Raw genomic sequence first — 24066 nt, 5'->3', positions numbered from 1 at the left:
AGAATGCCACGCAGTCTGAAGAAGGGCCCCTTCGTCGACGACCACCTGCAGAAGAAGGTGGACGCCCAGAACGAGGCGGGTACGAAGAACGTCATCAAGACCTGGTCGCGCCGCAGCGTGATCACCCCGGATTTCCTGGGACACACCTTTGCCGTGCATGACGGTCGCAAGCACGTTCCCGTGTTCGTGACCGAGGCGATGGTCGGGCACAAGCTCGGCGAGTTCGCCCCCACCCGCACGTTCAAGGGCCACGTGAAGGACGACCGCAAGGGCCGCCGCTAAGGCGCCCGAGCGTAGGTAAGAGGAGTAGAGATGGAAGCCAAGGCGCAGACGCGATACGTTCGCGTGACCGCCCAGAAGGCTCGCCGTGTCGTGAACCTGGTCCGCGGGCAGAACGCCACCGAGGCGATCGCCTCGCTGAAGTTCCAGCCGCAGGCAGTCGCCACCGATGTGCGCAAGCTCATCGAGTCGGCGGTCGCCAACGCGCGGGTCAAGGCGGACGCAGCAGGGGAGCGCTTCGACGAGTCCGAGCTCGTGATCGCCGCGATCACGGTCGACGAGGGCCCGACCATGAAGCGCATCCAGCCGCGTGCCCAGGGCCGCGCGAACCGCATTCTCAAGCGCACCAGTCACATCAGCGTGACGGTGGCGACGCCGGTCAAGGAAGGGGCCAAGTAATGGGTCAGAAGATCAACCCGCACGGCTACCGCCTGGGTATCACCACCGACCACCGCTCGCGTTGGTTCGCGGACTCGACCAAGAAGGGCGAGCGCTACCGCGACTACGTGGACGAGGACGTCAAGATCCGCAAGCTCATGTCGCAGGGCCTCGAGCGCGCAGGCGTCTCCAAGGTCGAGATCGAGCGCACGCGTGAGCGTGTCCGCGTGGACCTTCACACCGCCCGTCCGGGCATCGTGATCGGTCGCCGCGGCGCCGAGGCCGACAAGCTTCGCGCGAACCTCGAGAAGCTCACGGGCAAGCAGGTCCAGCTGAACATCCTCGAGGTGAAGAACGCTGAGATCGACGCCCAGCTGGTCGCTCAGGGCATCGCCGAGCAGCTCGCGTCCCGCGTGTCGTTCCGTCGTGCCATGCGCAAGGGCATCCAGTCCGCGCTGCGCGCCGGCGCCAAGGGCATCCGCGTGCAGTGCTCCGGCCGCCTCGGTGGCGCGGAGATGTCGCGCTCGGAGTTCTACCGCGAGGGCCGCGTGCCCCTGCACACGCTCCGCGCGAACATCGACTACGGCTTCTTCGAGGCCCGCACCACCTTCGGCATCATCGGTGTCAAGGTCTGGATCTACAAGGGCGACATGACGGAGAAGGAGTGGGCGGCCGAGCAGGCCAAGGCCCCTCGTCCGCAGCGTGGCCGTGGTCGTGGCGACCGCGGCGCCGACCGCGGCCCCCGTCGTGACGGCGCCCCCCGTCAGTCCGCTGAGGCCCCCAAGGCCGATGCGCCTGCCGCTGCCGAGGCCCCCAAGGCCGACGCAGGGAAGGAAGGCTAAGCCATGCTCATTCCCCGTCGAGTGAAGCACCGCAAGCAGCACCACCCCAAGCGGTCGGGTGCTGCCAAGGGCGGCACCGAGGTGTCGTTCGGCGACTACGGCATTCAGGCTCTCGAGCCCGCCTACGTCACGAACCGCCAGATCGAGGCCGCTCGTATCGCGATGACGCGCCACATCAAGCGTGGTGGAAAGGTGTGGATCAACATCTACCCCGACCGCCCGCTGACCAAGAAGCCCGCCGAGGTCCGCATGGGCTCCGGTAAGGGTTCCCCCGAGTGGTGGGTCGCCAACATCAAGCCGGGTCGCGTGATGTTCGAGCTGGCCGGCGTCGACGAGCCCCTGGCTCGCGAGGCGCTGCGTCGCGCTCAGCACAAGCTGCCCATGAAGACCCGTTTCGTGACCCGTGAGGGTGGTGACATCTGATGGCTATCGGTACCAAGTCCCTCATGCCGTCCGAGCTGGACGCTATGGAGAACGAGCGCCTCGCGGAGGAGCTCAAGAAGGCCAAGGAAGAGCTGTTCAACCTGCGCTTCCAGTCGGCCACGGGCCAGCTCGAGAGCCACGGCCGCCTCAAGGCCGTGAAGCGCGACATCGCCCGCATCTACACGATCCTGCGCGAGCGTGAGCTCGGCATCCGGACGGCGCCCACGGCGTCGGCCGAGTAAGGAAGTACGACAATGTCGAGTAACAAGCACGCGACGGCCACGGCCGAGCACCGCGCGTATCGCAAGACGCGCCGCGGCTACGTCGTCAGCGACAAGATGGACAAGACGATCACCGTCGAGGTCGAGGACCGCGTCAAGCACCCCCTCTACGGCAAGGTTCTGCGCCGCAACAGCAAGATCAAGGCGCACGACGAGAACAACACTGCCGGCATCGGCGACCTCGTGGTCGTGATGGAGACCCGTCCGCTGTCCGCTTCCAAGCGGTGGCGCCTGGTCGAGATCGTCGAGAAGGCCAAGTAACGAACGTTCGACCAGGCTCGGTCAGCACCGCTGAGCGAGAACCAGACGACAGGAGACAGACATGATTCAGCAGGAGTCGCGGCTTCGCGTCGCCGACAACACGGGTGCCAAGGAGATCCTTGTCATTCGCGTGCTCGGCGGCTCCAAGCGCCGTTACGCCGGCATTGGCGACATCATCGTCGCCACCGTCAAGGATGCGATCCCGGGCGGCAACGTGAAGAAGGGCGACGTGGTCAAGGCCGTCGTCGTCCGCACCGCCAAGGAGCGCCGTCGTCCCGACGGCTCGTACATCAAGTTCGATGAGAACGCCGCAGTGATCCTCAAGGGCTCCGAGGGTGGCGAGCCCCGTGGCACGCGCATCTTCGGCCCCGTGGGCCGCGAGCTGCGTGACAAGAAGTTCATGAAGATCATCTCGCTCGCACCGGAGGTCATCTGATGGCGAAGATCAAGAAGGGCGACCTCGTGGTCGTCATCGCCGGACGCGACCGTGGCCAGCAGGGCCGCGTTCTCGAGGTCATCACGGAGAACGACCGTGTGATCGTCGAGGGCGTCCAGCGCGTCACCAAGCACATCAAGCCGGGCACGACTCGCGACAACCAGTCGGGTGGCATCGTCACCTCTGAGGCGTCGCTGCACATCTCGAACGTGATGCTCGTGGACCCGGAGACCAAGAAGGGCACTCGTGTGGGCTACCGCACGGAGGAGGTCGAGCAGGACGGCCGCACTCGCACCAAGCGTGTGCGCGTGGCCAAGCGCTCGGGTAAGGACGTCGAATGAGCACCGCAACGGCTCAGCCGCGGCTCAAGGAGAAGTACCGCGGCGAGATCATCGCCAAGCTCCAGGAGGAGTTCGGCCACGAGAACGTCAACCAGGTTGCCGGTCTGACCAAGATCGTCGTCAACATGGGTGTCGGAGACGCGGCCAAGGACTCGAAGCTCATCGAGGGCGCGATCCAGGACCTCACCGCCATCACCGGCCAGAAGCCGCAGGTGACGAAGGCCCGCAAGTCGATCGCCCAGTTCAAGCTTCGTGAGGGCCAGCCCATCGGCGCGCACGTCACGCTGCGTGGCGACCGCATGTGGGAGTTCCTCGACCGCCTGCTGTCGATCGCGCTGCCGCGCATCCGCGACTTCCGCGGACTGAGCCCCAAGCAGTTCGACGGCAACGGCAACTACACCTTCGGCCTCACGGAGCAGTCCATGTTTCACGAGATCGACCAGGACAAGATCGACCGCGTCCGCGGCATGGACATCACCGTGGTGACCACCGCGACCACGGACGACGAGGGTCGCTCGCTGCTCAAGCAGCTGGGCTTCCCGTTCAAGGAGAAGTGACACATGGCCAAGACTGCGCTGAAGAACAAGGCCAACCGCAAGCCCAAGTTCGCGGTCCGCGCCTACACCCGGTGCCAGAAGTGCGGACGTCCGCACTCGGTGTACCGCAAGTTCGGCCTCTGCCGCGTGTGCTTCCGCGAGATGGCTCACGCAGGTGAGCTTCCCGGAATCACCAAGAGCAGCTGGTAAACAACAACGCCGCAGGTCCGCGACGCGGATACCACGGCGAGGAAGAGTTCAAGACTCATGACGATGACTGACCCCATCGCAGACATGCTGACCCGTCTGCGCAACGCCAACTCGGCCTACCACGAGACGGTGTCCATGCCGCACTCCAAGCTCAAGGCGAACATCGCCACGATCCTGGAGGCCGAGGGATACATCTCCGGCTCGGAGACCGCCGACGCAGAGGTGGGCAAGACGCTCACGCTGACCCTCAAGTACGGACCCAACCGCGAGCGTTCGCTCGCCGGCGTCCGCCGTGTCTCCAAGCCCGGCCTCCGCGTTTACGCGAAGTCGACGAACCTTCCCAAGGTTCTCGGCGGCCTGGGCGTGGCCATCCTGTCCACCTCCTCCGGTCTGCTGACCGACCGCGAGGCCGAGAAGAAGGGCGTCGGCGGCGAGGTCGTCGCGTTCGTCTGGTAAGCGGAAAGGAAGAAAGCTATGTCACGCATCGGCAAGTACCCCGTTCCGGTTCCCTCCGGAGTGGACATCACCATCGACGGCGCCGTGGTCACGGTCAAGGGCCCCAAGGGCACCCTGAGCCACACGGTCGCCTCGCCCATCACCGTGGAGAAGGGCGACGAGGGCATCGCCGTCAAGCGTCCCAACGACGAGCGCGTCGCCAAGTCGCTCCACGGCCTCACCCGCACGCTCATCTCGAACATGGTCGAAGGCGTCACCAACGGCTACGAGAAGAAGCTCGAGATCGTCGGCACGGGTTACCGCGTCGCGCTCAAGGGCCAGGAGCTGGAGTTCGCTCTGGGCTTCTCGCACCCCGTGATCATCGCTCCTCCGGAGGGAATCACGTTCGCTGTCGAGGGCCCCACCAAGTTCTCGGTCGCGGGCATCGACAAGCAGCAGGTCGGCGAGGTCGCCGCCAACATCCGCAAGGTGCGGCCCCCGGAGCCCTATAAGGGCAAGGGCGTCCGCTACGCGGGCGAGCACGTGCGCCGCAAGGCAGGAAAGACGGGTAAGTAAGCCATGAGCATCACCATCAAGGGCAAGGGGAAGACGGTCCAGCGCAAGCGCCGCCACTTCCGCCTTCGCAAGAAGATCTCCGGCACGACCGCGCGTCCGCGCCTGGTCGTGACCCGCTCGTCCCGTCACATGGTCGCCCAGATCGTCGACGACACCGTGGGCAAGACCCTCGTGTCGGCCTCCACCCTCGAGGCGGACGTTCGCTCGCTCGACGGTGACAAGACGGCGAAGGCCACCAAGGTGGGCGAGCTCGTCGCCGAGCGCGCCAAGGCCGCCGGCATCGGCACCGTGGTGTTCGACCGCGGAGGCAACAAGTACCACGGTCGTGTGGCCGCGGTCGCAGACGGCGCCCGAGAGGGTGGCCTGGCTCTGTAGGCCGGGACCACGAAAGGAATTCGTATGGCTGACAACAACCGCCGCGACAATCGTCGCGGCAACGAGCCTGACAACAAGTTCATCGAGCGCGTGGTGACCATCAACCGCGTGTCCAAGGTCGTCAAGGGCGGACGTCGCTTCAGCTTCACCGCGCTGGTCGTCGTCGGTGACGGCGAGGGCAACGTGGGCGTGGGCTACGGCAAGGCCAAGGAGGTGCCCGCGGCTATCTCCAAGGGCGTCGAGGAGGCCAAGCGCAGCTTCTTCCGCGTGCCCCGCATCCAGGGCACCATCCCGCACGCCGTGCAGGGTGAGGCCGCTGCGGGTGTCGTGTACCTGCGACCCGCGTCCCCCGGTACCGGTGTGATCGCCGGTGGTCCGGTGCGCGCGGTGCTCGAGTGCGCCGGCGTGCACGACATCCTGTCGAAGTCGCTCGGCTCGTCGAACGCGATCAACATCGTGCACGCGACCGTGGACGCCCTCAAGCGTCTCGAGCGTCCCGAGGCCGTCGCGGCTCGCCGTGGCAAGGCCGTGGAGGACGTGGCTCCGGCCGCGATGCTCCGCGCCCAGGCAGCGGGGGTGAAGTGATGGCTCGGCTCAAGGTCCAGCAGAAGAAGTCGACGATCGGCATCAAGCCGCAGCACCGCGAGACCCTGCGTTCGCTCGGTCTCAAGCGCATCGGCGACATCGTCGTGAAGGAGGACCGTCCCGAGATCCGCGGGATGGTCAAGGCGGTCGACCACCTGGTCGTCGTCGAGGAGGTGGAGTAATGGCTGAGGACAAGAAGGCCGCTGCCGAGAAGAAGCCGGCTGCCAAGAAGCCCGCAGCTTCGAAGGCCGCCGCTGAGAAGAAGCCGGCTGCCAAGAAGCCCGCTGCCAAGAAGCCTGCCGCTTCGAAGGCCGCTGCGGAGAAGAAGCCTGCCGCCAAGAAGCCTGCCGCTTCGAAGGCGACGGCTGCCGACAGCACGGCCGCGGACTCCAAGGCTGCTGCCAAGAAGCCCGCAGCTTCGAAGGCTGCTGCCAAGAAGCCCGCTGCCGACAAGGCTCCCGCGGAGGCCAAGGTGACCACGCTCAAGATGCACCACCTCCGTCCCGCCGAGGGCGCGCACACCCGCAAGACCCGCGTGGGTCGTGGTGAGGCGTCCAAGGGCAAGACGGCTGGCCGCGGCACCAAGGGCACGGGCGCTCGCTACCAGGTGCCCGAGCGCTTCGAGGGTGGTCAGACGCCCATCCACATGCGCATCCCGAAGCTGCCTGGCTTCAAGAACCCGTTCAAGGTGACCTACCAGGTCGTCAACGTCTCGCAGATCGCCGAGCTGTTCCCCAAGGGCGGCGACGTGACGAAGGCAGACCTGGTGGCCAAGGGTGCCGTCCGCAAGAACCAGCCCGTCAAGGTGCTGGGCGAGGGCGACATCGCGGTCAAGGTGACCATCGTCGACGCCGACAAGGTTTCGCAGTCGGCGAAGACCAAGATCGAGGCTGCAGGCGGCTCGGTCAACGAGGGCTAGAGTCGAGGGCGGGCCGCACAGCATCGTGCGGCCCGCCCCGACGTCTGCATACGCACAGCCCACCACCGTGGAGGATCAATGCTGAGTGGCTTCCTGAGTGCTTTCCGCACCCCTGACCTGCGCAACAAGCTGCTCTTCACCCTGGGCATCCTTGCGATCTATCGCCTGGGTGTCTCCATCCCGACCCCCGGCGTGAGCTACGAGAACGTGCAGCAGTGCGCGAACATCTCCTCGACCAACTCGGCGTTCGAGGTCCTCAACCTGTTCTCCGGCGGCGCCCTGCTGCAGCTGTCGATCTTCGCGCTGGGCATCATGCCGTATATCACGGCGTCGATCATGGTCCAGCTCCTGCGCGTGCTCATCCCGCGCTTCGAGGCCCTCTACAAGGAGGGCCAGGAGGGCCAGGCGAAGCTCACCCAGTACACGCGCTACATCACGGTCGGCTTCGCGGCCCTGCAGTCCGCGTCCTACATCACCATGGCGCGCAACAACGTCTTCTTCCCCGACTGCACGCTGCCGATCATCCCCAACGACTCGTGGAACGTCATCGCCGTCATGGTGCTGACGATGACCGCCGGCACCGTGCTGATCATGTGGCTGGGCGAGCGGATCACCGAGCGTGGCGTCGGCAACGGCATGTCGCTGCTGATCTTCACCTCGATCGCAGCCTCGTTCCCCGGCGTGGCCTCCGCGATCTGGAACTCCTCCAACGGGCTGTCGAACGCGATCATCGTCGGCATCGTGGTGCTCGTCGTGATCGCCGCCGTCGTGTTCGTCGAGCAGTCGCAGCGCCGCATCCCGGTGCAGTACGCCAAGCGCATGGTGGGACGTCGCATGCTCGGCGGCTCCTCCACCTACATCCCGATCAAGATCAACATGGCCGGCATCATCCCGGTGATCTTCGCCTCGTCGCTGCTGATGCTCCCGCAGGTGATCATCCAGTTCACCGGCGAGGACTCGTCCGACTGGGTGATCTGGCTGCGCGACAACGTGGCGGACCCGGCATCGCCGCTGAACATCGCGCTGTACATCCTGCTCATCATCTTCTTCGCCTACTTCTACACCGCGATCACCTTCAACCCGAACGACGTCGCGGACAACATGAAGAAGTACGGCGGGTTCATCCCCGGCATTCGACCCGGAGAGCCCACCGCGGACTTCCTGTCCTATGTGCTGTCCCGCATCACCGCCGCCGGCTCGCTCTACCTCGCCGCAGTGGCGCTGATCCCCACGGTGACCTTCGTCGCCTTGGGTCTGAGCACCTCCATCCCGTTCGGCGGAGCGTCGATCCTCATCCTGGTGGGTGTGGGACTCGACACCGTCAAGCGCATCCAGTCGCAGCTGGAGCAGCGCCACTACGAAGGGTTCCTGAAGTAATGCGCACCGTTCTCCTCGGACCTCCCGGAGCAGGCAAGGGCACGCAGGCCGCGCGCCTGGCCGAGCGCTGGGGCATCCCGGCCATCTCGACCGGAGACATCTTCCGCGCGAACGTGCAGGGCAGCACCGAGCTGGGACGCAAGGCCCAGGAGTACATGTCCGCGGGTGCCCTCGTTCCTGACGAGGTCACGAACGCCATGGTCCGCGACCGCCTGTCGCAGGACGACCTCGGCGACGGCTTCCTGCTCGACGGCTACCCCCGCAACCCGGACCAGGCCGTGGAGCTCGAGTCGATGCTCAGCGATCTCGGCGTCGAGCTGGACGTCGCTATCGAGATCACCGCGGACGCGGATGCCGTGACCGCTCGGCTGCTCAAGCGCGCCGAGATCGAGGGGCGCGAGGACGACACCGAGCCCGTGATCCGCAAGCGCCTCGAGGTGTACGCGCTGCAGACCGCTCCCGTCTCTGCGTACTACGAAGGACGTGGCCTGCTCGTGCAGATCGACGGCCTGGGCGAGATCGACGAGGTCACCGAGCGCATCGTCGCCGCCGCCGAGTCCCGCTGACGCGTGGCTGACCGCATCGAGTACAAGACCCGCGACCAGATGCGGGTGATGGCCCGCGCAGGCGTGATCGTCGAGCAGGCCCTGGCGGCCGCTCGCGCCGCCGCCGTCGCAGGCGCCACCACCGGCCACGTGGAGGCAGCGGCGGCCGCGGTGATCGCGAACGCCGGCGCCACCTCCAACTTCCTGGGCTACCACGGCTTCCCCGCCACGGCCTGCGTGTCCGTCAACGAGGAGGTCGTGCACGGCATCCCCGGCGAGCGCGTGCTCGAGCCAGGAGATGTGGTGTCCATCGACTGCGGCGCGATCGTCGACGGCTGGCACGGCGACTCCGCGATCAGCCTGATCGTGGGCGAGCCGCTGTCCGAGGCCGATGCGCGGCTCGTCGAGCAGACCCGTCGATCCCTGTGGGCAGGCATCGCCGCTCTCGCGACAGCGAAGCGCCTCGACGAGGTCTCCGCCGCCATCGAGGACGTGACCGATGCGGCAGGCCTCCATCCCCTGGTGGGGTACGTGGGCCACGGCATCGGCACCGCGATGCACCAGCCACCGGACGTGCTGAACTACCGCGCGCGCGGTCGCGGGGCACGCGTCCGTCCAGGCATGTGCGTCGCCATCGAGCCGATGACGGTCCTGGGCACCTCGGAGTCCACCGTCCTCGACGATGACTGGACCATCGTGTCCGCCGACGGCTCGCGCGGGGCTCACTGGGAGCACTCGATCGCCGTGCACGAGGACGGCATCTGGGTCCTCACCGCGTCCGACGGGGGCGCTGCCGGCCTCGCTCCGTGGGGCGTCACGCCCGCGCCCCTGGGCTGAGGCGTGCGCCGCGGCGTGTGACGAAGTCCACGGCGGGTCACCGGATCGTTACACCAGGGCCATCGGTCCGCAACGGCGCGTCGCTAGCGTGAGTCACGCGAGCACTGCTCCCAGCCCCAGGGAGCGGACGCGCACCGGAGGCACCACCATGGCACGCGGATTCAACTATGCGCCCGGCGCGAGCGACGAGGTCGAGCTCGCCGGCAAGCCCGATCTCACTCGTACGATGGTGCAGTCGCTCGCGAGCGGCCGCAACGCGGTGGTGCGAGAGGTGATCGCCCAGCGTGGCGACCTGCCGCTGGGCACCATGGTGGGACTGGCGCACGATCGTGCGACCGAGGTCCGCGCAGCGCTGGCCGCGAACCCCGCCGCCACCGAGCCCGTGCTCGAGCATCTGTCCACGGACAGGCATGTCGAGGTGCTGCACGCCGTGATCGCGAACCCCCAGGTCCCCGCAGGGATCGTGGAGAGGCTGGCCTTCCACCGCAAGGACGAGGTGCGCTCCCACGCGGTGCGACGGCTCGACGAGCTGGCGCCGGTGCACGAGTCCGTCGATCACGGCACCCCGGAGCTGCGCGAGCGCGAGCCCATGGCTGATGTGGTCCCCATGCGCAGCCAGCAGGTGTCGCTGCACGATCAGGGTGGCCCGAGGCCCGTGCGCACGGCTCCCGTGCGGGGATTCCTTCCCGCGGAAGAGGCCTGATGGCCTCTGGGCCGCGGGCATGCCGAATGTTCATCTGGCCGCAAGCGAGTCGTCAAGGCACGGTCATCTGACCTCCGTATCGTCGCTCCGAATCGGCTGGGAGGCGACGCATGGCAGATGGGCACCGCGACGACGGCTCCTGGTCGCGCGCCTTCATGGCGAGCTCGGGGATCGGGGTCTCGACGGGGGAGCAGCGTCACGAGTCGCCCGAGCGTCACGAGGCCGCCGGCGCGGATCTGCCGCGTTCGCGATTCGCCGAGCTGGCGCATCATCGCGATGCCGGGGTGAGGGAGGCGCTCGCGCGCCGTCCTGACTGTCCCATGGCGGTGCTCGCCACTCTCGCCCACGATGCCCGCACTCCTGTGAGGGTCGCGGCGGCGGCCAATGCCGGAGCGAACGCCGCGATACTCGAGCACCTCGCCCGCGACCGTGAGGTGGCGGTCCTCAAGGCGGTCGCCCGGAACGTCTCGACCCCAGCGCATGTGCGCGCGGCTCTGTCACGACACCGCAAGGCCGATGTGAGGCACGTCGCCCAGCGCGTCGCCGCCGAGATCGCGCAGACTCCTGCGCCGACTCCGGCGGATCCCTCGGCGCTGCCGTTCGAGCTGCGCGACCGAGCGGGGGAGCAGCCGGCCAAGGCGGACGAGGGGAGCGCCCCCGCCCGCCGCAACGCGCCCCACACCTATGCGCCGCGCCCGGCGGTGGGCCGCCCGCCACGGCGCTCCGCGCCAGAGGCGGAGCGGCGCATCGAAGGCCTGCTTCCGGAGGGCCCCCACCCGGCGACCGGTTGAGACGCGGCCGCCTCGCCTGGCGGTCGTGCTCTGCGGTGCCGCGGCGCCCCGGGCGCGACGCGTGTCGCGGCATTTGTCGGATTTCTCACAGTGTCTCGCACGCCACGGCCAGGGTGCCTAGAGTGGCGGCACAGCCGCAGTCATCCACGAGGATCCGTGGGCGAAGGAGGAAGGTCAGTGGGCATCTCCCCTGCACGTGGTGCATCCGAGGATGTCGCGAAGGCGCTCGACCCGGACCTGGCCAGCGCGGAGCTGCTCCGGCTCGCAGTGCATCGCAGCGCGCAGGTCCGCGCCGCGATCGCCTCGCGATCCGACTGCCCTGTCGCCGCTCTGATCTCGCTGGGGCACGATCACGATCAGCACGTGCTGCGCGCGCTCATCGGGAACCCCCGGACGCCGTCCTCCGTGGTCCGCAACCTGGCCGACCATCGCGTGACGGCGATCTCGGACGCCGCGGTGCAGCGGCTGCGCAACAGCTTCCGCTGACGGCACGGCCGCCAGCCGCGGCACCGGTGCCGCCGGTTGAGAAGGTCTCTCCATTCGCGTATAGTGATGCGTCGGGCGTTTTCGCGCGCCCGAACACACCAATCAACGTGAGTGGAGTCCATGGCCAAGAAAGACGGCGTCATCGAGGTCGAGGGCACGGTCGTGGAGGCGCTTCCTAACGCCTCCTTCCGTGTGGAGCTGACCAATGGTCATCTCGTCCTCGCACACATCTCAGGCAAGATGCGACAGCACTACATCCGGATCCTCCCCGAGGACCGCGTAGTGGTCGAGTTGAGCCCGTACGACCTGTCCCGCGGCCGCATCGTCTACCGCTACAAGTGATCGTCGCAGGCACGCTGCGAGCGTTTCGCGTGCCGAGCGTCAGGAAGAAACATGAAGGTTAAGCCGAGCGTCAAGCCGATCTGCGACAAGTGCAAGGTGATCCGTCGCAATGGCCGAGTCATGGTCATCTGCGAGAACCTGCGCCACAAGCAGCGTCAGGGCTAGACAACACCAGAGAAGACCTCGTTCAGGCGACCGAGAGGTACACCCCCGGCTCGGAGGCCGGGGCCCGCACCACATCCAGCGGGAAGCCTGAGCGTCAGACCTCCGACTACTGAGGAGTAGAAGAAGAACAATGGCACGCATCGTTGGCGTCGACCTCCCGCGCGACAAGCGCATGGAGATCGCGCTCACCTACATCTACGGGATCGGCCGCACTCGTGCGCAGCAGATCCTCGCCGCCACCGGCGTCAGCCCCGACCTCCGCGTCAAGGATGCCGGAGACACCGAGCTGGTCGCCATCCGCGACTTCATCGAGGCCAACTACGAGGTCGAGGGCGACCTGCGCCGCACGGTGCAGGGCGACATCCGCCGCAAGGTCGAGATCGGCAACTACCAGGGCCTGCGCCACCGTCGTGGCATGCCGGTCCGTGGTCAGCGCACCAAGACCAACGCCCGCACCCGCAAGGGCCCCAAGAAGACCGTCGCCGGAAAGAAGAAGTAAGCCATGGCAGCTCCCACGCGCAAGCCGCGCAAGAAGATCAAGAAGACCGTCGCGCACGGTCAGGCTCACATCAAGTCGACCTTCAACAACACGATCATCTCCATCACGGACCCCTCGGGTGCCGTGGTGTCGTGGTCGTCGTCCGGTCAGGTGGGCTTCAAGGGCTCTCGCAAGTCGACCCCCTACGCCGCGCAGATGGCCGCCGAGGCTGCCGCTCGCCGCGCGCAGGACGCCGGCATGTCCAAGGTCGACGTGTTCGTCAAGGGCCCGGGCTCGGGTCGCGACACCGCGATCCGCTCGCTGACGGCCGCCGGCCTCGAGGTGACCTCCATCAAGGACGTCACCCCGCAGGCGCACAACGGCTGCCGTCCGCCCAAGCGTCGCCGCAACTAGTCGCATCGGCGCCTCACCGCGCCACCCCGTCGCCCCGGCGCTGTCACCAGCGTCGGGCGCGGCATCCAATTGAAGAACCGTGACCCCGGCGGCCCAACGCCGCCGGATCTTGCGAGCATCAAATAGCGGGTGCTCGGAAAGGATATGAACAGTGCTCATCGCACAGCGTCCCCAGCTGACCGAGAAGGTCATTTCGGACAACCGTTCGCAGTTCTCCCTCAAGCCCCTGGAGCCCGGCTTCGGCTACACGCTCGGCAACTCCCTGCGTCGCACCCTGCTGTCGTCCATCCCGGGCGCCGCGATCACGTCGGTGCGCTTCGAGGGCGTCCTCCACGAGTTCACGACCATCGAGGGCGTGAAGGAGGACGTGACGGAGATCCTGCTCAACCTGAAGAACCTGGTGGTGTCGTCGCAGCACGACGAGCCCGTGGTGATGTACCTGCGCAAGTCCGGCGCTGGCGCCGTGACGGGTGCGGACATCGCGCCGCCCGCCGGCGTCGAGGTGCACAACCCCGAGCTCCACGTCGCGACGCTCAACTCGAAGGCGAAGTTCGAGGTCGAGCTGACCGTCGAGCGCGGTCGCGGCTACGTGCCCGCATCGATGAACAAGAGCTACGACGCGGAGATCGGTCAGATCCCGGTCGACTCGATCTACTCGCCGGTGCTCAAGGTCACCTACAAGGTGGAGGCCACCCGCGTGGCCCAGCGCACCGACTTCGACGAGCTGATCATCGACGTCGAGACCAAGAACTCGATCTCGCCGTCCGACGCCCTGGCGTCCGCCGGCTCCACCCTCGTCGAGCTGTTCTCGCTGGCCAAGGGCCTGAACGAGGCAGCGGAGGGCATCGAGATCGGCCCCTCGGACTCGGAGGACTCCATCGAGGAGGACTACAACCAGCCCATCGAGGAGCTGAACCTCACCCAGCGTTCGTACAACTGCCTCAAGCGCGAGGGGATCCACACCGTCGGCGAGCTCACCGCTCGTTCGGAGGCGGACCTCATGGACATCCGCAACTTCGGGCAGAAGTCCATCACCGAGGTCAAGGAGAAGCTCGCCGAGCTGGGCTTCTCGCTCAAGGACGGCGCCGTCGAGTACGACGGCGGTTCCGCGGGCGTGTACTTCTCGGGCAGCGAAGAGTAACAAGGAGAACCATCCATCATGCCTACCCCCACTAAGGGAGCGCGCCTCGGCGGCGGTCCTGCGCACGAGCGTCAGATCCTGGCGAACCTCGCGCAGAGCCTGTTCGAGCACGGCCGCATCACCACCACCACCGCCAAGGCCAAGCGCCTGCGCCCGTACGCCGAGCGCCTCATCACCCACGCCAAGCGCGGCGACCTCGCCGCGCGCCGCAAGGTGCTGGGCATCCTCTCGGACAAGGGCGTCGTGCACACCCTCTTCACCGAGATCGGCCCCGGCTTCGCGGACCGCGACGGCGGCTACACCCGCATCACGAAGGTGGGCGTCCGCAAGGGCGACAACGCCCCCATGTCCGTGATCGAGCTGGTCGAGTTCGGCACGCCTGCCAAGAAGGCCGTCAGCAAGGAGGCCGAGAAGGCCACCAAGAAGGCTGCGCCCGCGAAGGCCGAGCCCCAGGCGGAGGAGGCCCCCGCGGCCACCGACGCCGAGGCCACCGAGCCCGAGGTGAAGCCCGAGGACGTCCAGGGCGAGCACGCCGAGGCCGCCGCCGAGGGCGACGACAAGTAACGACGGCCGATGCGCGGCTCACGCCGCGCCGAGGTCTCATCGAGGCGGGCTCTCATGACCGAACTGCAGCGCAGTGACGTCGTGAGGGCCCGCCTCGACCTTTCCTACGACGGCACGGCCTTCGCGGGCTGGGCCGTGCAGCCGGACCTGCGCACCGTGCAGGGCGAGCTCGAGTCGGCACTCGCCCGCATCATTCGGGACGACGCGGGCGGCTCCGTGCCCGTGCGCGTCACCGTCGCGGGCCGCACCGACGCCGGCGTCCACGCCCGCGGCCAGGTCGCGCACATCGACATCCCTCACGCAGCCTGGGAGCGCCTGCCTGGCCGTTCCGACCGCACTCCCGCCGAGGGTCTGCGCGAGCGCCTCGGCGGCGTGCTCCCCGAGGACATCGTCGTCCGCGACGCCACGATCGCGCCCGAGGGCTTCGATGCCCGCTTCTCCGCCACCGAACGGCGCTACGCGTATCGCGTGTGCGACCGCGTCGACCTTCGTGACCCGCTGACGCGCCGTCACGTGCTGTGGCACGACGCGGACGTCGATGTCGAGCGCTTGAACCTCGCATCGGCCGCTCTGCTGGGACTGCGCGACTTCGCGCCGTTCTGCCGGGCACGGGAGGGTGCGACCACCATCCGCGAGCTCAAGGAGCTGTCCTGGGAGAGGGTCGCGGCTGGCCCCGATGCCGGCCTCGTCGTGGCCACGGTGAGGGCCGATGCGTTCTGTCACTCGATGGTGAGGTCCCTGGTAGGCGCTCTTCTGCCCGTGGGGCAGGGACGCCGCGAGGTGGCCTGGCTGGAGGAGGTCGCGTCGGGGTCGGAGCGCTCGCAGGCGATCGCCGTGGCGCCCGCTCAGGGTCTGACGCTGGAGCACGTCGCATATCCGAAGGACGCGGAGCTGGCCGCGCGAGCCGAGCAGACTCGGGCCCGGCGAGAGTCCTGAATTGACCGGCCCCGCCGGGTGCCGGTAGACTTGCTCGTCGTTGTGCGCTCCATGACACGGTGCCTCCCACTCGCCTGCTTTGGACCCGCCGACCGAACCCTCGCGGCGCTGACGCGCCGCACCACCGTTGACTAGTAAGAAGGCTTCACAGTGCGTACGTATTCTCCCAAGCCGGGTGACGTCACCAAGGACTGGTACGTCATCGACGCAACTGACGTGGTTCTCGGTCGTCTGGCCTCTCAGGCCGCTTCGCTGCTCCGCGGCAAGCACAAGGCGACCTTCGCGCCCCACGTCGACGGCGGCGACTTCGTGATCGTCATCAACGCGGAAAAGATCTCGCTGTCGGGAGCCAAGCTGACCGACAAGATGGTCTACCGCCACTCCGGCTACCCGGGCGGCCTCTCCGCCGTCCCCATCGGCGAGCTCCTCGAGAAGAACCCCCAGCGGGTCATCGAGAACGCGGTCAAGGGCATGCTGCCCCACACCAAGCTCGGCCGTGCCCAGCTGTCCAAGCTCAAGGTCTATGCGGGCCCCGAGCACCCCCACGCCGCGCAGCAGCCGCAGGCGTTCGAGATCTCGCAGGTGGCGCAGTAAGCGCCCCCGGACCCCAAGGATTCATGCAGATGACTGAGACGACTGTCGAGAACGACACCCCCACCGAGTACACGTCCGAGTCCGCGCCCGAGCGCGGCAAGGGCGCCTCGGCCATCGCCCCCGGCGCCGGCCTCGGCCGCCGCAAGGAGGCCATCGCTCGCGTCCGCCTGGTGCCCGGCACCGGCGAGTGGAAGATCAACGGGCGCACGCTCGAGGACTACTTCCCCAACAAGGTGCACCAGCAGCTCGTGAACGACCCGTTCACGCTGCTCGACATCGAGGGCAAGTTCGACGTCCACGCCCGCATCACCGGCGGTGGCCCCTCGGGCCAGGCCGGCGCGCTGCGCTTGGGCGTGTCCCGTGCGCTCAACGAGATCGACGAGGACACCAACCGCGCCGCCCTGAAGAAGGCCGGCTTCCTCACCCGCGACGCCCGCGTCGTCGAGCGCAAGAAGGCCGGTCTCAAGAAGGCCCGCCGCGCACCGCAGTACTCGAAGCGTTAATCTCGCGCGCATGGCGCGACTGTTCGGCACGGACGGGGTCCGCGGCCTGGCGAACCGTGACATCACGGCTGAGCTGGCCGTGGACCTCGCCGTCGCTGCGGCCCATGTGCTGGCCGAGCGGGGCGAGTTCTCCGGACACCGGCCTCGCGCCGTGCTCGGGAGGGATACCCGCATCTCCGGTCAGTTCCTGTCCTCCGCGGTGGCCGCAGGCCTCGCGTCGGCGGGCGTCGACGTGCTCGACCTGGGCGTGGTGCCCACCCCAGGAGTGGCCTATCTGACCGGCTCGACCGATGCCGATCTGGGCGTGGTGATCTCGGCGTCGCACAACCCGATGCCCGACAACGGCATCAAGTTCTTCGCGCGCGGCGGCACCAAGCTCGACGACGCCGTCGAGCAGGCCATCGAGGAGCGCCTGGGCGAGCCGTGGGAGCGGCCTCTGGGGGCACAGGTGGGGACCATCACCTCCTCCGAGCGCCTGGCGCAGGACTACGTCGACCATGTGGTCTCCGCGGTGCGCTCGTTCGCAGGAGCGGAGCGCCCCCTCGAAGGTGTGACGGTCGTCGTCGACACCGCTCACGGAGCGGCCAGCGTCCTCGGGCCGCGGGCGCTCGTCCTTGCGGGCGCGACGGTGCACACGATCCACGCCGAGCCCGACGGGCTCAACATCAACGACGGGGTGGGCTCGACCCATCTCGAGGTCCTCCAGCGCACCGTGGTCGAGCAGGGCGCGGACCTGGGCGTCGCGTTCGACGGAGACGCCGACCGGTGCCTGGCCGTCGATCACACGGGAGCCGTGGTCAACGGCGACGCGATCATGGGCCTCCTGGCGCTCGCGCTCAAGGAGAGCGGCGCGCTGTATCACGACACGCTGGTCGCGACGCTGATGAGCAACCTGGGCCTGCACCGCGCCATGACTGCCGCTGGCATCACGATCGTCGAGGCTGCCGTGGGCGATCGCTACGTGCTCGAGGCGATGCGCGACGGTGGGTTCACTCTGGGCGGCGAGCAGTCGGGCCACATCATCGTGTCCGACTATGCGACTACGGGCGATGGCGTGCTCACCGCGCTGCTCGTGGGCGCGCGGGTGCGCTCCGGCGCGTCCCTGCGCGAGCAGTGCGCGAGCATCGAGACGCTGCCACAGGTGCTGCTCAACGTCACCGGAGTCGACCGCTCGCGCGTGTACTCCGACGTGCTGCTCCAGGAGGCGCTGGGCCGCACCCGGACGGAGCTCGGAGACGACGGCCGTGTGCTGCTGCGCCCCTCAGGCACCGAGCCTGTGGTGCGCGTGATGGTCGAGGCGGCGACGGCCGAGCTCGCCAGGAGCCACGCCGATGCGCTCGCGACGGTCGTGCGCGATCGACTCGCCCTCTGACGCCCCTCAGGGTCTGCGCCTGCCTGGGCCGCCTCGCGCATCGGCCGTGAGGATGAGCGCGAATCAGCAGATCGCCCCATCGCGCGCATCCGTGACGCCTGGGAGACTTGGCCTGTGAGCGACCGCACCTTCACGGACTGGATCCTGCACTTCTCCTCGACTGTCGAGGAGTGGGTGCTCGAGCTGAGCGAGTCCCTGTGGATCTACCCCGGCGTCTTTGGCGTGTCCCTCGTGGACGGCGTGTTCCCGGTGGTTCCCAGCGAGTCCGTCATCATCGCCGTCTCGACCGCGTCGTACCAGACCGGCAGCCCCATCCTCGTGCTGATCTTCCTGTGCGCAGCGGTGGGAGCGTGGTGCGGAGATCAGCTCGCGTACGCCATCGGCGCACGGTTCGATGTGCGCCAGTGGCGTCTGTTCCGTCGCAGCCGCGCTCGCCGCGCGCTCGACGTCGCTGAGACGCAGCTCGAGCGCCGTGGAACCACCTACATCATCGCCGCTCGCTTCATTCCCATGGGCCGTGTGCTCGTGAACCTCACGGCGGGAGCGCTGCGCTATCCCCACCGGCGCTTCATGGGCGTCGATGCCCTTGCCGTGAGCATCTGGGCGGCGTGGAGCGTCGCCGTCGGCACGGTGGCCGGTGCGATCTTCCCCGAGGACAACCTGGTGCTGTCGATCATCGTGGGCGTGGTGGCGGGCGTGGTGCTCGGCATGCTCGTCGACCGCATCCTGGGCTGGATCGGCTTCGAGTCGCCGGAGCTGCCCGACCTCGCGGGAGACATCCAGGAGTCGATGACGCCGGAGGAGAGGGCGCGCGCGGACGAGCTCGAGCGCCAGCGGCTCGCGCGCCGCGAGGAGCGGGTCGAGCGGCGCGAGGAGCGCCGCGGCCGCACCGGTCCGGCCACGATCGGGGGACGTCGGCGCGAGCAGGGAGACGCCGACGGTGACGCGGACGACGAGGCGCTGGACCGCGACTGAGCGGACCGCGCCCGGGCCCTAGAGCTTGCGCATCTGCACCGTCTGGACCTGGTGGTCGCCCGCCTTGTTGAGGATGATGGTCGCCCGCGAGCGCGTGGGCGCGATGTTGCGGGCGAGGTTGGGGGCGTTGATCGAGTCCCAGATCTGACCGGCCCGCGCCGTCGCCTCGACGTCGCTCAGCTGCGAGTACCCGTGAAAGTAGCTCTCGGGCTTGGTGAACGCCGTCGCGCGGAGCTCGAGGAAGCGCTCGATGTACCACCGGCGCACGTGGTGCGGCTGCGCGTCGACGTAGATCGACACGTCGAAGTAGTCGGAGACCGCCAGCGCGGTGTCGTCCAGGTCGCGTGGCGAGGCCGGCTGCAGCACGTTGAGGCCCTCGACGATCAGCACGTCCGGCTGACGCACCACGATGCGCTGGTCCGGGACGATGTCGTACGTGAGGTGCGAGTACACGGGAGCGGACACCTCGGCGCGCCCCGACTTCACGTCCGCGATGAACTGGCGCAGCGCTCGGCGGTCGTAGGACTCGGGGAAGCCCTTGCGCTCGAGCAGCCCGCGCTCGCGCAGCACCGCGTTGGGGTGGAGGAAGCCGTCGGTGGTGACGAGCTCGACCCTGGGGGACTGCGGCCAGCGGGCCATGAGCTCGCGGAGCACGCGTGCCGTGGTGGACTTGCCTACGGCCACCGAGCCGGCGACGCCGATCACGAACGGGGTGCGGGATGCGCGCTCGCCCAGGAACTCGCTCGACGCCGCGTGCAGCGCTCCGAGCGCGCCGGAGTAGAGGTCGAGCAGGCGCGACAGCGGCCGGTAGATCTGGTCCACCTCGGCCAGGTCGATCGGGTCGCCCAGGCCGCGCACGCGCGCGATGTCCTGCTCGGTGAGCGGCAGGGGGGTCGCCTGGGCCAGCGCTGACCACTCGGGTCGCGTGAAGGTGACGAAGGGACTGTCGACGTCCTCCGGGGAGCGCTCGTTCACTCGCCCATTCAACCGCATCGGCCGTGGTCGCCTCTCTCGTGCCGCGACCGCGGCCTCCCAGAGGCGGGCGCCACGGGCGTGGTGGGAGCCGGATACCGTCGAAGTGGTGCCAAATTCCACGTGGGGGAGGGCGGGCGGGTGCCGCACCCGTAGACTCGACTGCATGTGCGGCATCGTCGGATACGTCGGCTCGGCCGAGCCCAGTGACCGTGCCCAGGGCGTGATCATGGGCGGGCTGGCTCGCCTCGAGTACCGCGGATACGACTCCGCGGGTATCGCGCTCGTGGGCTCAGGAGGGGATCGCGTCGCGGTCGCCAAGAAGGCAGGCAAGCTCGAGCGCCTCGCGAAGGCCATCGCGGAGCAGCCGCTGCCAGCGGCCACCGCCGCGATCGGCCACACGCGGTGGGCCACCCATGGTGCGCCCACGGACGTGAACGCGCACCCGCATCTCGCGGCAGGCGGACGCCTCGCGATCATCCACAACGGCATCATCGAGAACCACGGAGCGCTGCGCGACGAGCTCGCGGCCACGGGCATCGACTTCCTGTCCGACACCGACACCGAGGTCGCGGGGCATCTGCTCGCCTCCTTCGTGATGGGCGGGATGGGCCTGGCCGATGCGATGCGGGCGGTCGCCGGCCGCCTCGAGGGAGCATTCACGCTGCTCGCCGTCGACGCCCTGGATCCCCGCACCGTCGTGGGCGCCCGCCGCAACTCGCCCCTCGTGGTGGGCTTGGGCGACGGGGAGAACTTCCTGGGCTCGGATGTGGTCGCCTTCATCGAGCACACCCGCAGCGCGCTCGAGCTGGGCCAGGACGAGGTCGTGGAGATCACGCCGGACAGCGTCATCGTCACGGACGCCAAGGGCGCCGTGGTCGAGCGCGAGCCCTATGCGATCGACTGGGACGCCGCCGCTGCCGAGAAGGGCGGGTTCGCGTCCTTCATGGACAAGGAGATCCACGACCAGCCCGCCGCGGTCGCGGACACCCTGCGAGGGCGGCTCGACGCCCAGGGACGGCTCAAGCTCGACGAGGGCGTGGTGGACGAGTACGTGCTCAAGTCGATCGACAAGATCATCGTGATCGCGTGCGGCACCGCGAGCTACGCGGGTCTCGCGGCGCGCTACGCCATCGAGCACTGGACGCGCATCCCGGTCGAGGTCGAGCTCGCTCACGAGTTCCGCTATCGCGACCCCATCGTGTCCGTCAAGACGCTCGTGGTGGCGATCAGCCAGTCGGGCGAGACCATGGACACCATCATGGCGGTGCGTCACGCGCAGCAGCAGGGCGCCACCGTGATCGGCATCGTCAACGCCCAGGGGTCGACCATCGCGCGCGAGGCCGATGCGGTGCTGTACACCCGCGCAGGGCCGGAGATCGCGGTGGCGTCGACCAAGGCGTTCGTGTCCCAGATCACCGCGGGATTCCTGCTGGGGATCTACCTGGCGGAGCTGCGCGGCAACAAGTTCCCTGACGAGATCGACGCGCTGCTGAGCGAGCTCGATGCGATCCCCGCGAAGATCCAGCGCGTCCTCGACACGGCCGCGCCCATCCGTGAGGTCGCCGCGTCCATGGCGAACGAGCGCACCGTCCTGTTCCTGGGGCGTCACGTAGGCTTCCCCATCGCTCTCGAGGGTGCCCTCAAGCTCAAGGAGCTGGCGTACATTCATGCGGAGGGCTTCGCGGCCGGCGAGCTCAAGCACGGCCCGATCGCGCTGGTCGAGCAGGATCAGCCCGTGTTCGTGATCGTGCCCAGCCCGCGTGGACGCGAGTCGCTGCACTCGAAGGTGCTGTCCAACGTGCAGGAGGTCCGTGCTCGCGGCGCTCGCACGCTGGTGATCGCGGAGGAGGGCGACACGGTGGCCGCCCAGCATGCGGACGAGATCTTCTACGTGCCGGCCGCCCCGGTGCTGATGACTCCGCTGCTGTGCGTGGTGCCGCTGCAGATCTTCGCGCTCGAGCTCGCGGCTGCGAAGGGCTACGACGTGGACCAGCCTCGTAACCTCGCCAAGTCGGTGACGGTCGAGTAGCCGTGGCGATCGTGGGCGTGGGGATCGACGTGGTGGCGATCGCGAGGTTCGAGGAGGCGTTGGCCAAGTCGCCCGGGTTCCTTGAGCGCGTGTTCACGCCGTCCGAGCGCGCGCTGGGACACCACAGCCTCGCCGCCCGCTGGGCCGCCAAGGAGGCGCTGGCCAAGGCGCTGGGCGCTCCCGCGGGCATGTCGTGGCAGGACGCCGAGGTGCACCGCGAGGACGGCGGCAGGCCGATGCTCGAGGTCAGGGGCACCGTCGCGGCTCGCGCAGCAGCGCTCGGCATCGATCGCTTCCACCTGTCCCTGTCGCATGACGCCGGCATCGCGTCCGCTGTGGTGATCGCGGAGGCGGACGCGTGAGCGCGCTCGAGGTGAGCGTCGACTATCGCGCGATCACGCGCAACGTCGAGGTGCTGCGCAGCCGCGCCGCTGGAGCGGACGTGATGGCAGTGGTGAAGGCCGATGCGTACGGTCACGGCCTCGCGGCGGCCGCGAGCGCGGCGCGCCAGGGCGGCGCGGCCTGGCTGGGCGTCGCGCAGCCAGGGGAGGCGCTCGCGCTGCGCGCGGCGGGCGACACCGGTCGCATCCTGACGTGGCTGTACGGTCCGGCCTTCCCGGCCCGCGAGCTGGTGATGGCGGACGTCGATCTGTCCGCGTCGTCCGCGGACGTCCTGGGCGAGATCGTCGCCGTGACACGAGAGCTGGGCACTCCCGCTCGCCTGCACCTGTGCGTGGACACTGGACTGGGACGCGAGGGCGTGCCCGCCGGCTCGCTCGAGGCGCTGCTGGACCTTGCCGTCGCCGCTCAGGACGAGGGGCTCGTGCGCATCGTCGGCATGTGGTCCCATCTCGCGTGGGCGGATGCCCCCGGCCACCCGACGATCGACGCGCAGGCCGCGGTGTTCCGGGACGCGCTGGCGCTCGCCGAGCGCCGTGGCGTGGAGCTCGAGGTGCGCCACCTCGCGAACTCCGCGTGCACGCTGACCCGGCCAGACCTGCACTTCGACCTCGTGCGGCCAGGCATCGCGATCTACGGCCTTCCTCCGGTTCCGGACCCCGACGGCGAGCGCTTCGGTCTCACCGCGGCGATGACGGTGCGCTCCGAGGTGATCCTCGTCAAGGACGTGCCCGCCGGTCACGGCGTGAGCTACGGGCACGACTACGTCACGCCGTACCCCACCACGCTGGGGCTGATCAGCGCGGGCTATGCGGACGGGGTGTTCCGCTCCGCCGGCAATCGGGCCGAGGTCGACATCCGCGGCCGCCGCTACACCATCGCCGGGCGCGTCTGCATGGATCAGTTCGTGGTGGATCTGGGTCCGGTCACGGAGGTCAGGGCCGGTGACGTCGCCACCCTCATCGGCCCGACTGGGCCCACCGCGACCGAGTGGGCTCACGCGATCGACACCATCGACTACGAGGTGGTGTGCCGCTTCGGAGCCCTGCGCGCCAAGGAGCCGGCATGATCGACGTGACGGCCACCGTGCCGGACGCGGAGTCGATGCGGCGGTTGGGTGCGGACGTGATCGCGCCGCTGCTGCGGGCAGGCGACCTCGTGATCCTCACGGGCGATCTGGGCGCGGGCAAGACCACCTTCACCCAGGGACTGGGCGCCGCCCTGGGCGTGCGCGGAGACGTGGCGAGCCCCACCTTCATCATCGCGCGCACCCACCCGTCGCTCGCCGACGGCCCCGATCTGGTGCATGTGGACGCCTATCGCCTCACCTCGCTCGCGGAGCTCGACGACCTCGACCTCGACACGTCGCTGGACGACGCGATCACGGTGGTCGAGTGGGGCGACGCCGCCGCGGCGCTCGCGGAGGACCGCCTGCACCTCACGATCCTGCGCGAGCGCGGCGGCGAGGTGGACATGGCCGACCCCTCCGGAGGCGAGCGGACGGTCCGGATCACCTCGCACGGACCCCGCTGGGATGGCCTCGAGCTGCCCGAGCTCTAGGCT

The 24066-nt window shown here is 68.6% G+C and carries 38 protein-coding genes; 37 read left to right on the top strand and 1 reads right to left on the bottom strand.

From position 1 onward, the window contains the following. Positions 1–3: 3 nt before the first annotated feature. From rpsS to Dac01nite_RS07755, 33 genes are all read left to right on the top strand, one after another. Positions 4–282 (top strand): 30S ribosomal protein S19, encoded by a 279-nt coding sequence (gene rpsS / locus Dac01nite_RS07915; protein WP_203655619.1) that lies wholly within the window; start codon positions 4–6, stop codon positions 280–282. Between the two features lie 30 nt (positions 283–312). After that, positions 313–678 carry a 50S ribosomal protein L22 gene (gene rplV / locus Dac01nite_RS07910; protein WP_203655617.1) on the top strand — a complete coding sequence of 122 codons (366 nt, stop codon included), beginning with the start codon at positions 313–315 and terminating at the stop codon, positions 676–678. Continuing rightward, a complete protein-coding gene (gene rpsC, locus Dac01nite_RS07905; RefSeq protein WP_203655607.1) occupies positions 678–1499 on the top strand; it encodes a 30S ribosomal protein S3 in 822 nt (273 codons plus the stop codon). The genes rplV and rpsC overlap by 1 nt, the downstream gene beginning before the upstream one ends. A 3-nt stretch (positions 1500–1502) precedes the next feature. Continuing rightward, positions 1503–1922, top strand: a complete 420-nt coding sequence (gene rplP, locus Dac01nite_RS07900) for a 50S ribosomal protein L16 (protein WP_203655605.1) — start codon at positions 1503–1505, stop codon at positions 1920–1922. Beyond that, positions 1922–2164 (top strand): 50S ribosomal protein L29, encoded by a 243-nt coding sequence (rpmC, locus tag Dac01nite_RS07895; RefSeq protein ID WP_203655597.1) that lies wholly within the window; start codon positions 1922–1924, stop codon positions 2162–2164. Before rplP ends, rpmC begins: the two co-directional genes overlap by 1 nt. A gap of 12 nt (positions 2165–2176) precedes the next feature. Next, positions 2177–2464: a 30S ribosomal protein S17 gene (gene rpsQ / locus Dac01nite_RS07890; RefSeq protein ID WP_203655595.1), complete on the top strand. Its 288-nt coding sequence runs from the start codon at positions 2177–2179 to the stop codon at positions 2462–2464. A 61-nt stretch (positions 2465–2525) separates the two neighbouring features. Further along, the gene (gene rplN, locus Dac01nite_RS07885; protein ID WP_203655588.1) at positions 2526–2900 is read left to right on the top strand and encodes a 50S ribosomal protein L14; all 375 of its coding nucleotides are present in this window, start codon (positions 2526–2528) and stop codon (positions 2898–2900) included. Then, positions 2900–3241, top strand: a complete 342-nt coding sequence (gene rplX / locus Dac01nite_RS07880; protein ID WP_203655586.1) for a 50S ribosomal protein L24 — start codon at positions 2900–2902, stop codon at positions 3239–3241. The genes rplN and rplX overlap by 1 nt, the downstream gene beginning before the upstream one ends. After that, positions 3238–3798, top strand: coding sequence for a 50S ribosomal protein L5 (gene rplE, locus Dac01nite_RS07875; protein ID WP_203655584.1), 561 nt, complete (start codon positions 3238–3240; stop codon positions 3796–3798). The genes rplX and rplE overlap by 4 nt, the downstream gene beginning before the upstream one ends. A gap of 3 nt (positions 3799–3801) precedes the next feature. Further along, positions 3802–3987 (top strand): type Z 30S ribosomal protein S14, encoded by a 186-nt coding sequence (locus Dac01nite_RS07870; RefSeq protein ID WP_084105079.1) that lies wholly within the window; start codon positions 3802–3804, stop codon positions 3985–3987. Positions 3988–4044: 57 nt separating this feature from the next. Further along, positions 4045–4443: a 30S ribosomal protein S8 gene (gene rpsH, locus Dac01nite_RS07865; protein ID WP_203655582.1), complete on the top strand. Its 399-nt coding sequence runs from the start codon at positions 4045–4047 to the stop codon at positions 4441–4443. A gap of 18 nt (positions 4444–4461) precedes the next feature. Beyond that, positions 4462–4998 carry a 50S ribosomal protein L6 gene (rplF, locus tag Dac01nite_RS07860; protein ID WP_203655580.1) on the top strand — a complete coding sequence of 179 codons (537 nt, stop codon included), beginning with the start codon at positions 4462–4464 and terminating at the stop codon, positions 4996–4998. A 3-nt stretch (positions 4999–5001) separates the two neighbouring features. Further along, on the top strand, positions 5002–5373 hold the full coding sequence (gene rplR, locus Dac01nite_RS07855; protein ID WP_203655578.1) for a 50S ribosomal protein L18: 372 nt from the start codon (positions 5002–5004) through the stop codon (positions 5371–5373). Positions 5374–5397: 24 nt separating this feature from the next. Next, entirely contained in the window at positions 5398–5958 is a 561-nt protein-coding gene (rpsE, locus tag Dac01nite_RS07850; protein WP_203655576.1) for a 30S ribosomal protein S5, read from the top strand. After that, entirely contained in the window at positions 5958–6140 is a 183-nt protein-coding gene (rpmD, locus tag Dac01nite_RS07845) for a 50S ribosomal protein L30 (RefSeq protein ID WP_203655551.1), read from the top strand. The genes rpsE and rpmD overlap by 1 nt, the downstream gene beginning before the upstream one ends. Then, positions 6140–6877 carry a 50S ribosomal protein L15 gene (rplO, locus tag Dac01nite_RS07840; protein WP_203655543.1) on the top strand — a complete coding sequence of 246 codons (738 nt, stop codon included), beginning with the start codon at positions 6140–6142 and terminating at the stop codon, positions 6875–6877. The genes rpmD and rplO overlap by 1 nt, the downstream gene beginning before the upstream one ends. 78 nt (positions 6878–6955) lie before the next feature. Continuing rightward, complete coding sequence (gene secY / locus Dac01nite_RS07835) at positions 6956–8254, top strand: preprotein translocase subunit SecY (protein ID WP_203655541.1); 1299 nt, start codon at positions 6956–6958, stop codon at positions 8252–8254. Beyond that, the gene (locus Dac01nite_RS07830; RefSeq protein WP_203655539.1) at positions 8254–8820 is read left to right on the top strand and encodes an adenylate kinase; all 567 of its coding nucleotides are present in this window, start codon (positions 8254–8256) and stop codon (positions 8818–8820) included. Before secY ends, Dac01nite_RS07830 begins: the two co-directional genes overlap by 1 nt. 3 nt (positions 8821–8823) lie before the next feature. Beyond that, complete coding sequence (gene map, locus Dac01nite_RS07825; RefSeq protein ID WP_203655537.1) at positions 8824–9636, top strand: type I methionyl aminopeptidase; 813 nt, start codon at positions 8824–8826, stop codon at positions 9634–9636. 148 nt (positions 9637–9784) lie between these two features. Beyond that, on the top strand, positions 9785–10339 hold the full coding sequence (locus Dac01nite_RS07820; RefSeq protein WP_203655529.1) for a hypothetical protein: 555 nt from the start codon (positions 9785–9787) through the stop codon (positions 10337–10339). A gap of 110 nt (positions 10340–10449) precedes the next feature. Continuing rightward, positions 10450–11130, top strand: a complete 681-nt coding sequence (locus Dac01nite_RS07815) for a hypothetical protein (protein ID WP_203655527.1) — start codon at positions 10450–10452, stop codon at positions 11128–11130. Positions 11131–11307: 177 nt separating this feature from the next. Beyond that, complete coding sequence (locus Dac01nite_RS07810; RefSeq protein WP_203655525.1) at positions 11308–11616, top strand: hypothetical protein; 309 nt, start codon at positions 11308–11310, stop codon at positions 11614–11616. A gap of 120 nt (positions 11617–11736) precedes the next feature. After that, complete coding sequence (infA, locus tag Dac01nite_RS07805) at positions 11737–11958, top strand: translation initiation factor IF-1 (RefSeq protein ID WP_061960952.1); 222 nt, start codon at positions 11737–11739, stop codon at positions 11956–11958. Positions 11959–12009: 51 nt separating this feature from the next. Further along, positions 12010–12123 carry a 50S ribosomal protein L36 gene (gene rpmJ / locus Dac01nite_RS07800; protein WP_062069916.1) on the top strand — a complete coding sequence of 38 codons (114 nt, stop codon included), beginning with the start codon at positions 12010–12012 and terminating at the stop codon, positions 12121–12123. A gap of 130 nt (positions 12124–12253) precedes the next feature. Continuing rightward, the gene (gene rpsM, locus Dac01nite_RS07795; protein ID WP_203655523.1) at positions 12254–12622 is read left to right on the top strand and encodes a 30S ribosomal protein S13; all 369 of its coding nucleotides are present in this window, start codon (positions 12254–12256) and stop codon (positions 12620–12622) included. 3 nt (positions 12623–12625) lie between these two features. Next, entirely contained in the window at positions 12626–13015 is a 390-nt protein-coding gene (rpsK, locus tag Dac01nite_RS07790; protein ID WP_061963598.1) for a 30S ribosomal protein S11, read from the top strand. A gap of 151 nt (positions 13016–13166) precedes the next feature. Further along, a complete protein-coding gene (locus Dac01nite_RS07785) occupies positions 13167–14156 on the top strand; it encodes a DNA-directed RNA polymerase subunit alpha (RefSeq protein WP_203655512.1) in 990 nt (329 codons plus the stop codon). An 18-nt stretch (positions 14157–14174) separates the two neighbouring features. Then, on the top strand, positions 14175–14720 hold the full coding sequence (rplQ, locus tag Dac01nite_RS07780) for a 50S ribosomal protein L17 (RefSeq protein ID WP_203655510.1): 546 nt from the start codon (positions 14175–14177) through the stop codon (positions 14718–14720). A 54-nt stretch (positions 14721–14774) separates the two neighbouring features. Continuing rightward, positions 14775–15656 carry a tRNA pseudouridine(38-40) synthase TruA gene (gene truA, locus Dac01nite_RS07775; RefSeq protein ID WP_203655508.1) on the top strand — a complete coding sequence of 294 codons (882 nt, stop codon included), beginning with the start codon at positions 14775–14777 and terminating at the stop codon, positions 15654–15656. 150 nt (positions 15657–15806) lie between these two features. Beyond that, a complete protein-coding gene (gene rplM, locus Dac01nite_RS07770; RefSeq protein ID WP_203655506.1) occupies positions 15807–16250 on the top strand; it encodes a 50S ribosomal protein L13 in 444 nt (147 codons plus the stop codon). A gap of 29 nt (positions 16251–16279) precedes the next feature. Then, positions 16280–16753 carry a 30S ribosomal protein S9 gene (gene rpsI / locus Dac01nite_RS07765; protein ID WP_203655491.1) on the top strand — a complete coding sequence of 158 codons (474 nt, stop codon included), beginning with the start codon at positions 16280–16282 and terminating at the stop codon, positions 16751–16753. A gap of 10 nt (positions 16754–16763) precedes the next feature. Further along, positions 16764–18125 carry a phosphoglucosamine mutase gene (glmM, locus tag Dac01nite_RS07760; RefSeq protein WP_203655489.1) on the top strand — a complete coding sequence of 454 codons (1362 nt, stop codon included), beginning with the start codon at positions 16764–16766 and terminating at the stop codon, positions 18123–18125. 114 nt (positions 18126–18239) lie between these two features. Continuing rightward, complete coding sequence (locus tag Dac01nite_RS07755) at positions 18240–19100, top strand: DedA family protein (RefSeq protein ID WP_203655487.1); 861 nt, start codon at positions 18240–18242, stop codon at positions 19098–19100. An 18-nt stretch (positions 19101–19118) separates the two neighbouring features. Here the strand turns inward: Dac01nite_RS07755 and coaA are convergent, their stop codons facing one another. After that, positions 19119–20093, bottom strand: a complete 975-nt coding sequence (gene coaA / locus Dac01nite_RS07750) for a type I pantothenate kinase (RefSeq protein WP_203655485.1) — start codon at positions 20091–20093, stop codon at positions 19119–19121. A gap of 145 nt (positions 20094–20238) precedes the next feature. On the opposite strand from coaA, the gene glmS reads away from it, so the two are divergent. From glmS to tsaE, 4 genes are read left to right on the top strand one after another with little or no spacing between them, the layout of a single operon-like run. Continuing rightward, entirely contained in the window at positions 20239–22104 is a 1866-nt protein-coding gene (glmS, locus tag Dac01nite_RS07745) for a glutamine--fructose-6-phosphate transaminase (isomerizing) (protein WP_203655483.1), read from the top strand. Positions 22105–22106: 2 nt separating this feature from the next. Continuing rightward, positions 22107–22466, top strand: coding sequence for a holo-ACP synthase (locus Dac01nite_RS07740; protein ID WP_203655481.1), 360 nt, complete (start codon positions 22107–22109; stop codon positions 22464–22466). Continuing rightward, a complete protein-coding gene (gene alr, locus Dac01nite_RS07735; protein WP_203655479.1) occupies positions 22463–23572 on the top strand; it encodes an alanine racemase in 1110 nt (369 codons plus the stop codon). Before Dac01nite_RS07740 ends, alr begins: the two co-directional genes overlap by 4 nt. Further along, on the top strand, positions 23569–24063 hold the full coding sequence (gene tsaE, locus Dac01nite_RS07730) for a tRNA (adenosine(37)-N6)-threonylcarbamoyltransferase complex ATPase subunit type 1 TsaE (protein WP_203655478.1): 495 nt from the start codon (positions 23569–23571) through the stop codon (positions 24061–24063). Before alr ends, tsaE begins: the two co-directional genes overlap by 4 nt. Positions 24064–24066: the final 3 nt, after the last annotated feature.

Origin of the sequence: Demequina activiva (genome assembly GCF_016862815.1) — a bacterium.
Classification (GTDB): Bacteria; Actinomycetota; Actinomycetes; order Actinomycetales; family Demequinaceae; genus Demequina; species Demequina activiva.
The sequence above is the reverse complement of the archived record's forward strand: the minus strand, read 5'-3'. Positions and strand labels throughout refer to the sequence as shown.

Bases quoted from the DNA above. Each gene is read 5' to 3' on its own strand.
- rpsS (WP_203655619.1), top strand. From the start codon at position 4: ATGCCACGCAGTCTGAAGAAGGGCCCCTTCGTCGACGACCACCTGCAG.
- rplV (WP_203655617.1), top strand. From the start codon at position 313: ATGGAAGCCAAGGCGCAGACGCGATACGTTCGCGTGACCGCCCAGAAG.
- rpsC (WP_203655607.1), top strand. From the start codon at position 678: ATGGGTCAGAAGATCAACCCGCACGGCTACCGCCTGGGTATCACCACC.
- rplP (WP_203655605.1), top strand. From the start codon at position 1,503: ATGCTCATTCCCCGTCGAGTGAAGCACCGCAAGCAGCACCACCCCAAG.
- rpmC (WP_203655597.1), top strand. From the start codon at position 1,922: ATGGCTATCGGTACCAAGTCCCTCATGCCGTCCGAGCTGGACGCTATG.
- rpsQ (WP_203655595.1), top strand. From the start codon at position 2,177: ATGTCGAGTAACAAGCACGCGACGGCCACGGCCGAGCACCGCGCGTAT.
- rplN (WP_203655588.1), top strand. From the start codon at position 2,526: ATGATTCAGCAGGAGTCGCGGCTTCGCGTCGCCGACAACACGGGTGCC.
- rplX (WP_203655586.1), top strand. From the start codon at position 2,900: ATGGCGAAGATCAAGAAGGGCGACCTCGTGGTCGTCATCGCCGGACGC.
- rplE (WP_203655584.1), top strand. From the start codon at position 3,238: ATGAGCACCGCAACGGCTCAGCCGCGGCTCAAGGAGAAGTACCGCGGC.
- Dac01nite_RS07870 (WP_084105079.1), top strand. From the start codon at position 3,802: ATGGCCAAGACTGCGCTGAAGAACAAGGCCAACCGCAAGCCCAAGTTC.
- rpsH (WP_203655582.1), top strand. From the start codon at position 4,045: ATGACGATGACTGACCCCATCGCAGACATGCTGACCCGTCTGCGCAAC.
- rplF (WP_203655580.1), top strand. From the start codon at position 4,462: ATGTCACGCATCGGCAAGTACCCCGTTCCGGTTCCCTCCGGAGTGGAC.
- rplR (WP_203655578.1), top strand. From the start codon at position 5,002: ATGAGCATCACCATCAAGGGCAAGGGGAAGACGGTCCAGCGCAAGCGC.
- rpsE (WP_203655576.1), top strand. From the start codon at position 5,398: ATGGCTGACAACAACCGCCGCGACAATCGTCGCGGCAACGAGCCTGAC.
- rpmD (WP_203655551.1), top strand. From the start codon at position 5,958: ATGGCTCGGCTCAAGGTCCAGCAGAAGAAGTCGACGATCGGCATCAAG.
- rplO (WP_203655543.1), top strand. From the start codon at position 6,140: ATGGCTGAGGACAAGAAGGCCGCTGCCGAGAAGAAGCCGGCTGCCAAG.
- secY (WP_203655541.1), top strand. From the start codon at position 6,956: ATGCTGAGTGGCTTCCTGAGTGCTTTCCGCACCCCTGACCTGCGCAAC.
- Dac01nite_RS07830 (WP_203655539.1), top strand. From the start codon at position 8,254: ATGCGCACCGTTCTCCTCGGACCTCCCGGAGCAGGCAAGGGCACGCAG.
- Dac01nite_RS07820 (WP_203655529.1), top strand. From the start codon at position 9,785: ATGGCACGCGGATTCAACTATGCGCCCGGCGCGAGCGACGAGGTCGAG.
- Dac01nite_RS07815 (WP_203655527.1), top strand. From the start codon at position 10,450: ATGGCAGATGGGCACCGCGACGACGGCTCCTGGTCGCGCGCCTTCATG.
- infA (WP_061960952.1), top strand. From the start codon at position 11,737: ATGGCCAAGAAAGACGGCGTCATCGAGGTCGAGGGCACGGTCGTGGAG.
- rpmJ (WP_062069916.1), top strand. From the start codon at position 12,010: ATGAAGGTTAAGCCGAGCGTCAAGCCGATCTGCGACAAGTGCAAGGTG.
- rpsM (WP_203655523.1), top strand. From the start codon at position 12,254: ATGGCACGCATCGTTGGCGTCGACCTCCCGCGCGACAAGCGCATGGAG.
- rpsK (WP_061963598.1), top strand. From the start codon at position 12,626: ATGGCAGCTCCCACGCGCAAGCCGCGCAAGAAGATCAAGAAGACCGTC.
- rplQ (WP_203655510.1), top strand. From the start codon at position 14,175: ATGCCTACCCCCACTAAGGGAGCGCGCCTCGGCGGCGGTCCTGCGCAC.
- truA (WP_203655508.1), top strand. From the start codon at position 14,775: ATGACCGAACTGCAGCGCAGTGACGTCGTGAGGGCCCGCCTCGACCTT.
- rpsI (WP_203655491.1), top strand. From the start codon at position 16,280: ATGACTGAGACGACTGTCGAGAACGACACCCCCACCGAGTACACGTCC.
- glmM (WP_203655489.1), top strand. From the start codon at position 16,764: ATGGCGCGACTGTTCGGCACGGACGGGGTCCGCGGCCTGGCGAACCGT.
- coaA (WP_203655485.1), bottom strand. From the start codon at position 20,093: ATGCGGTTGAATGGGCGAGTGAACGAGCGCTCCCCGGAGGACGTCGAC.
- glmS (WP_203655483.1), top strand. From the start codon at position 20,239: ATGTGCGGCATCGTCGGATACGTCGGCTCGGCCGAGCCCAGTGACCGT.
- tsaE (WP_203655478.1), top strand. From the start codon at position 23,569: ATGATCGACGTGACGGCCACCGTGCCGGACGCGGAGTCGATGCGGCGG.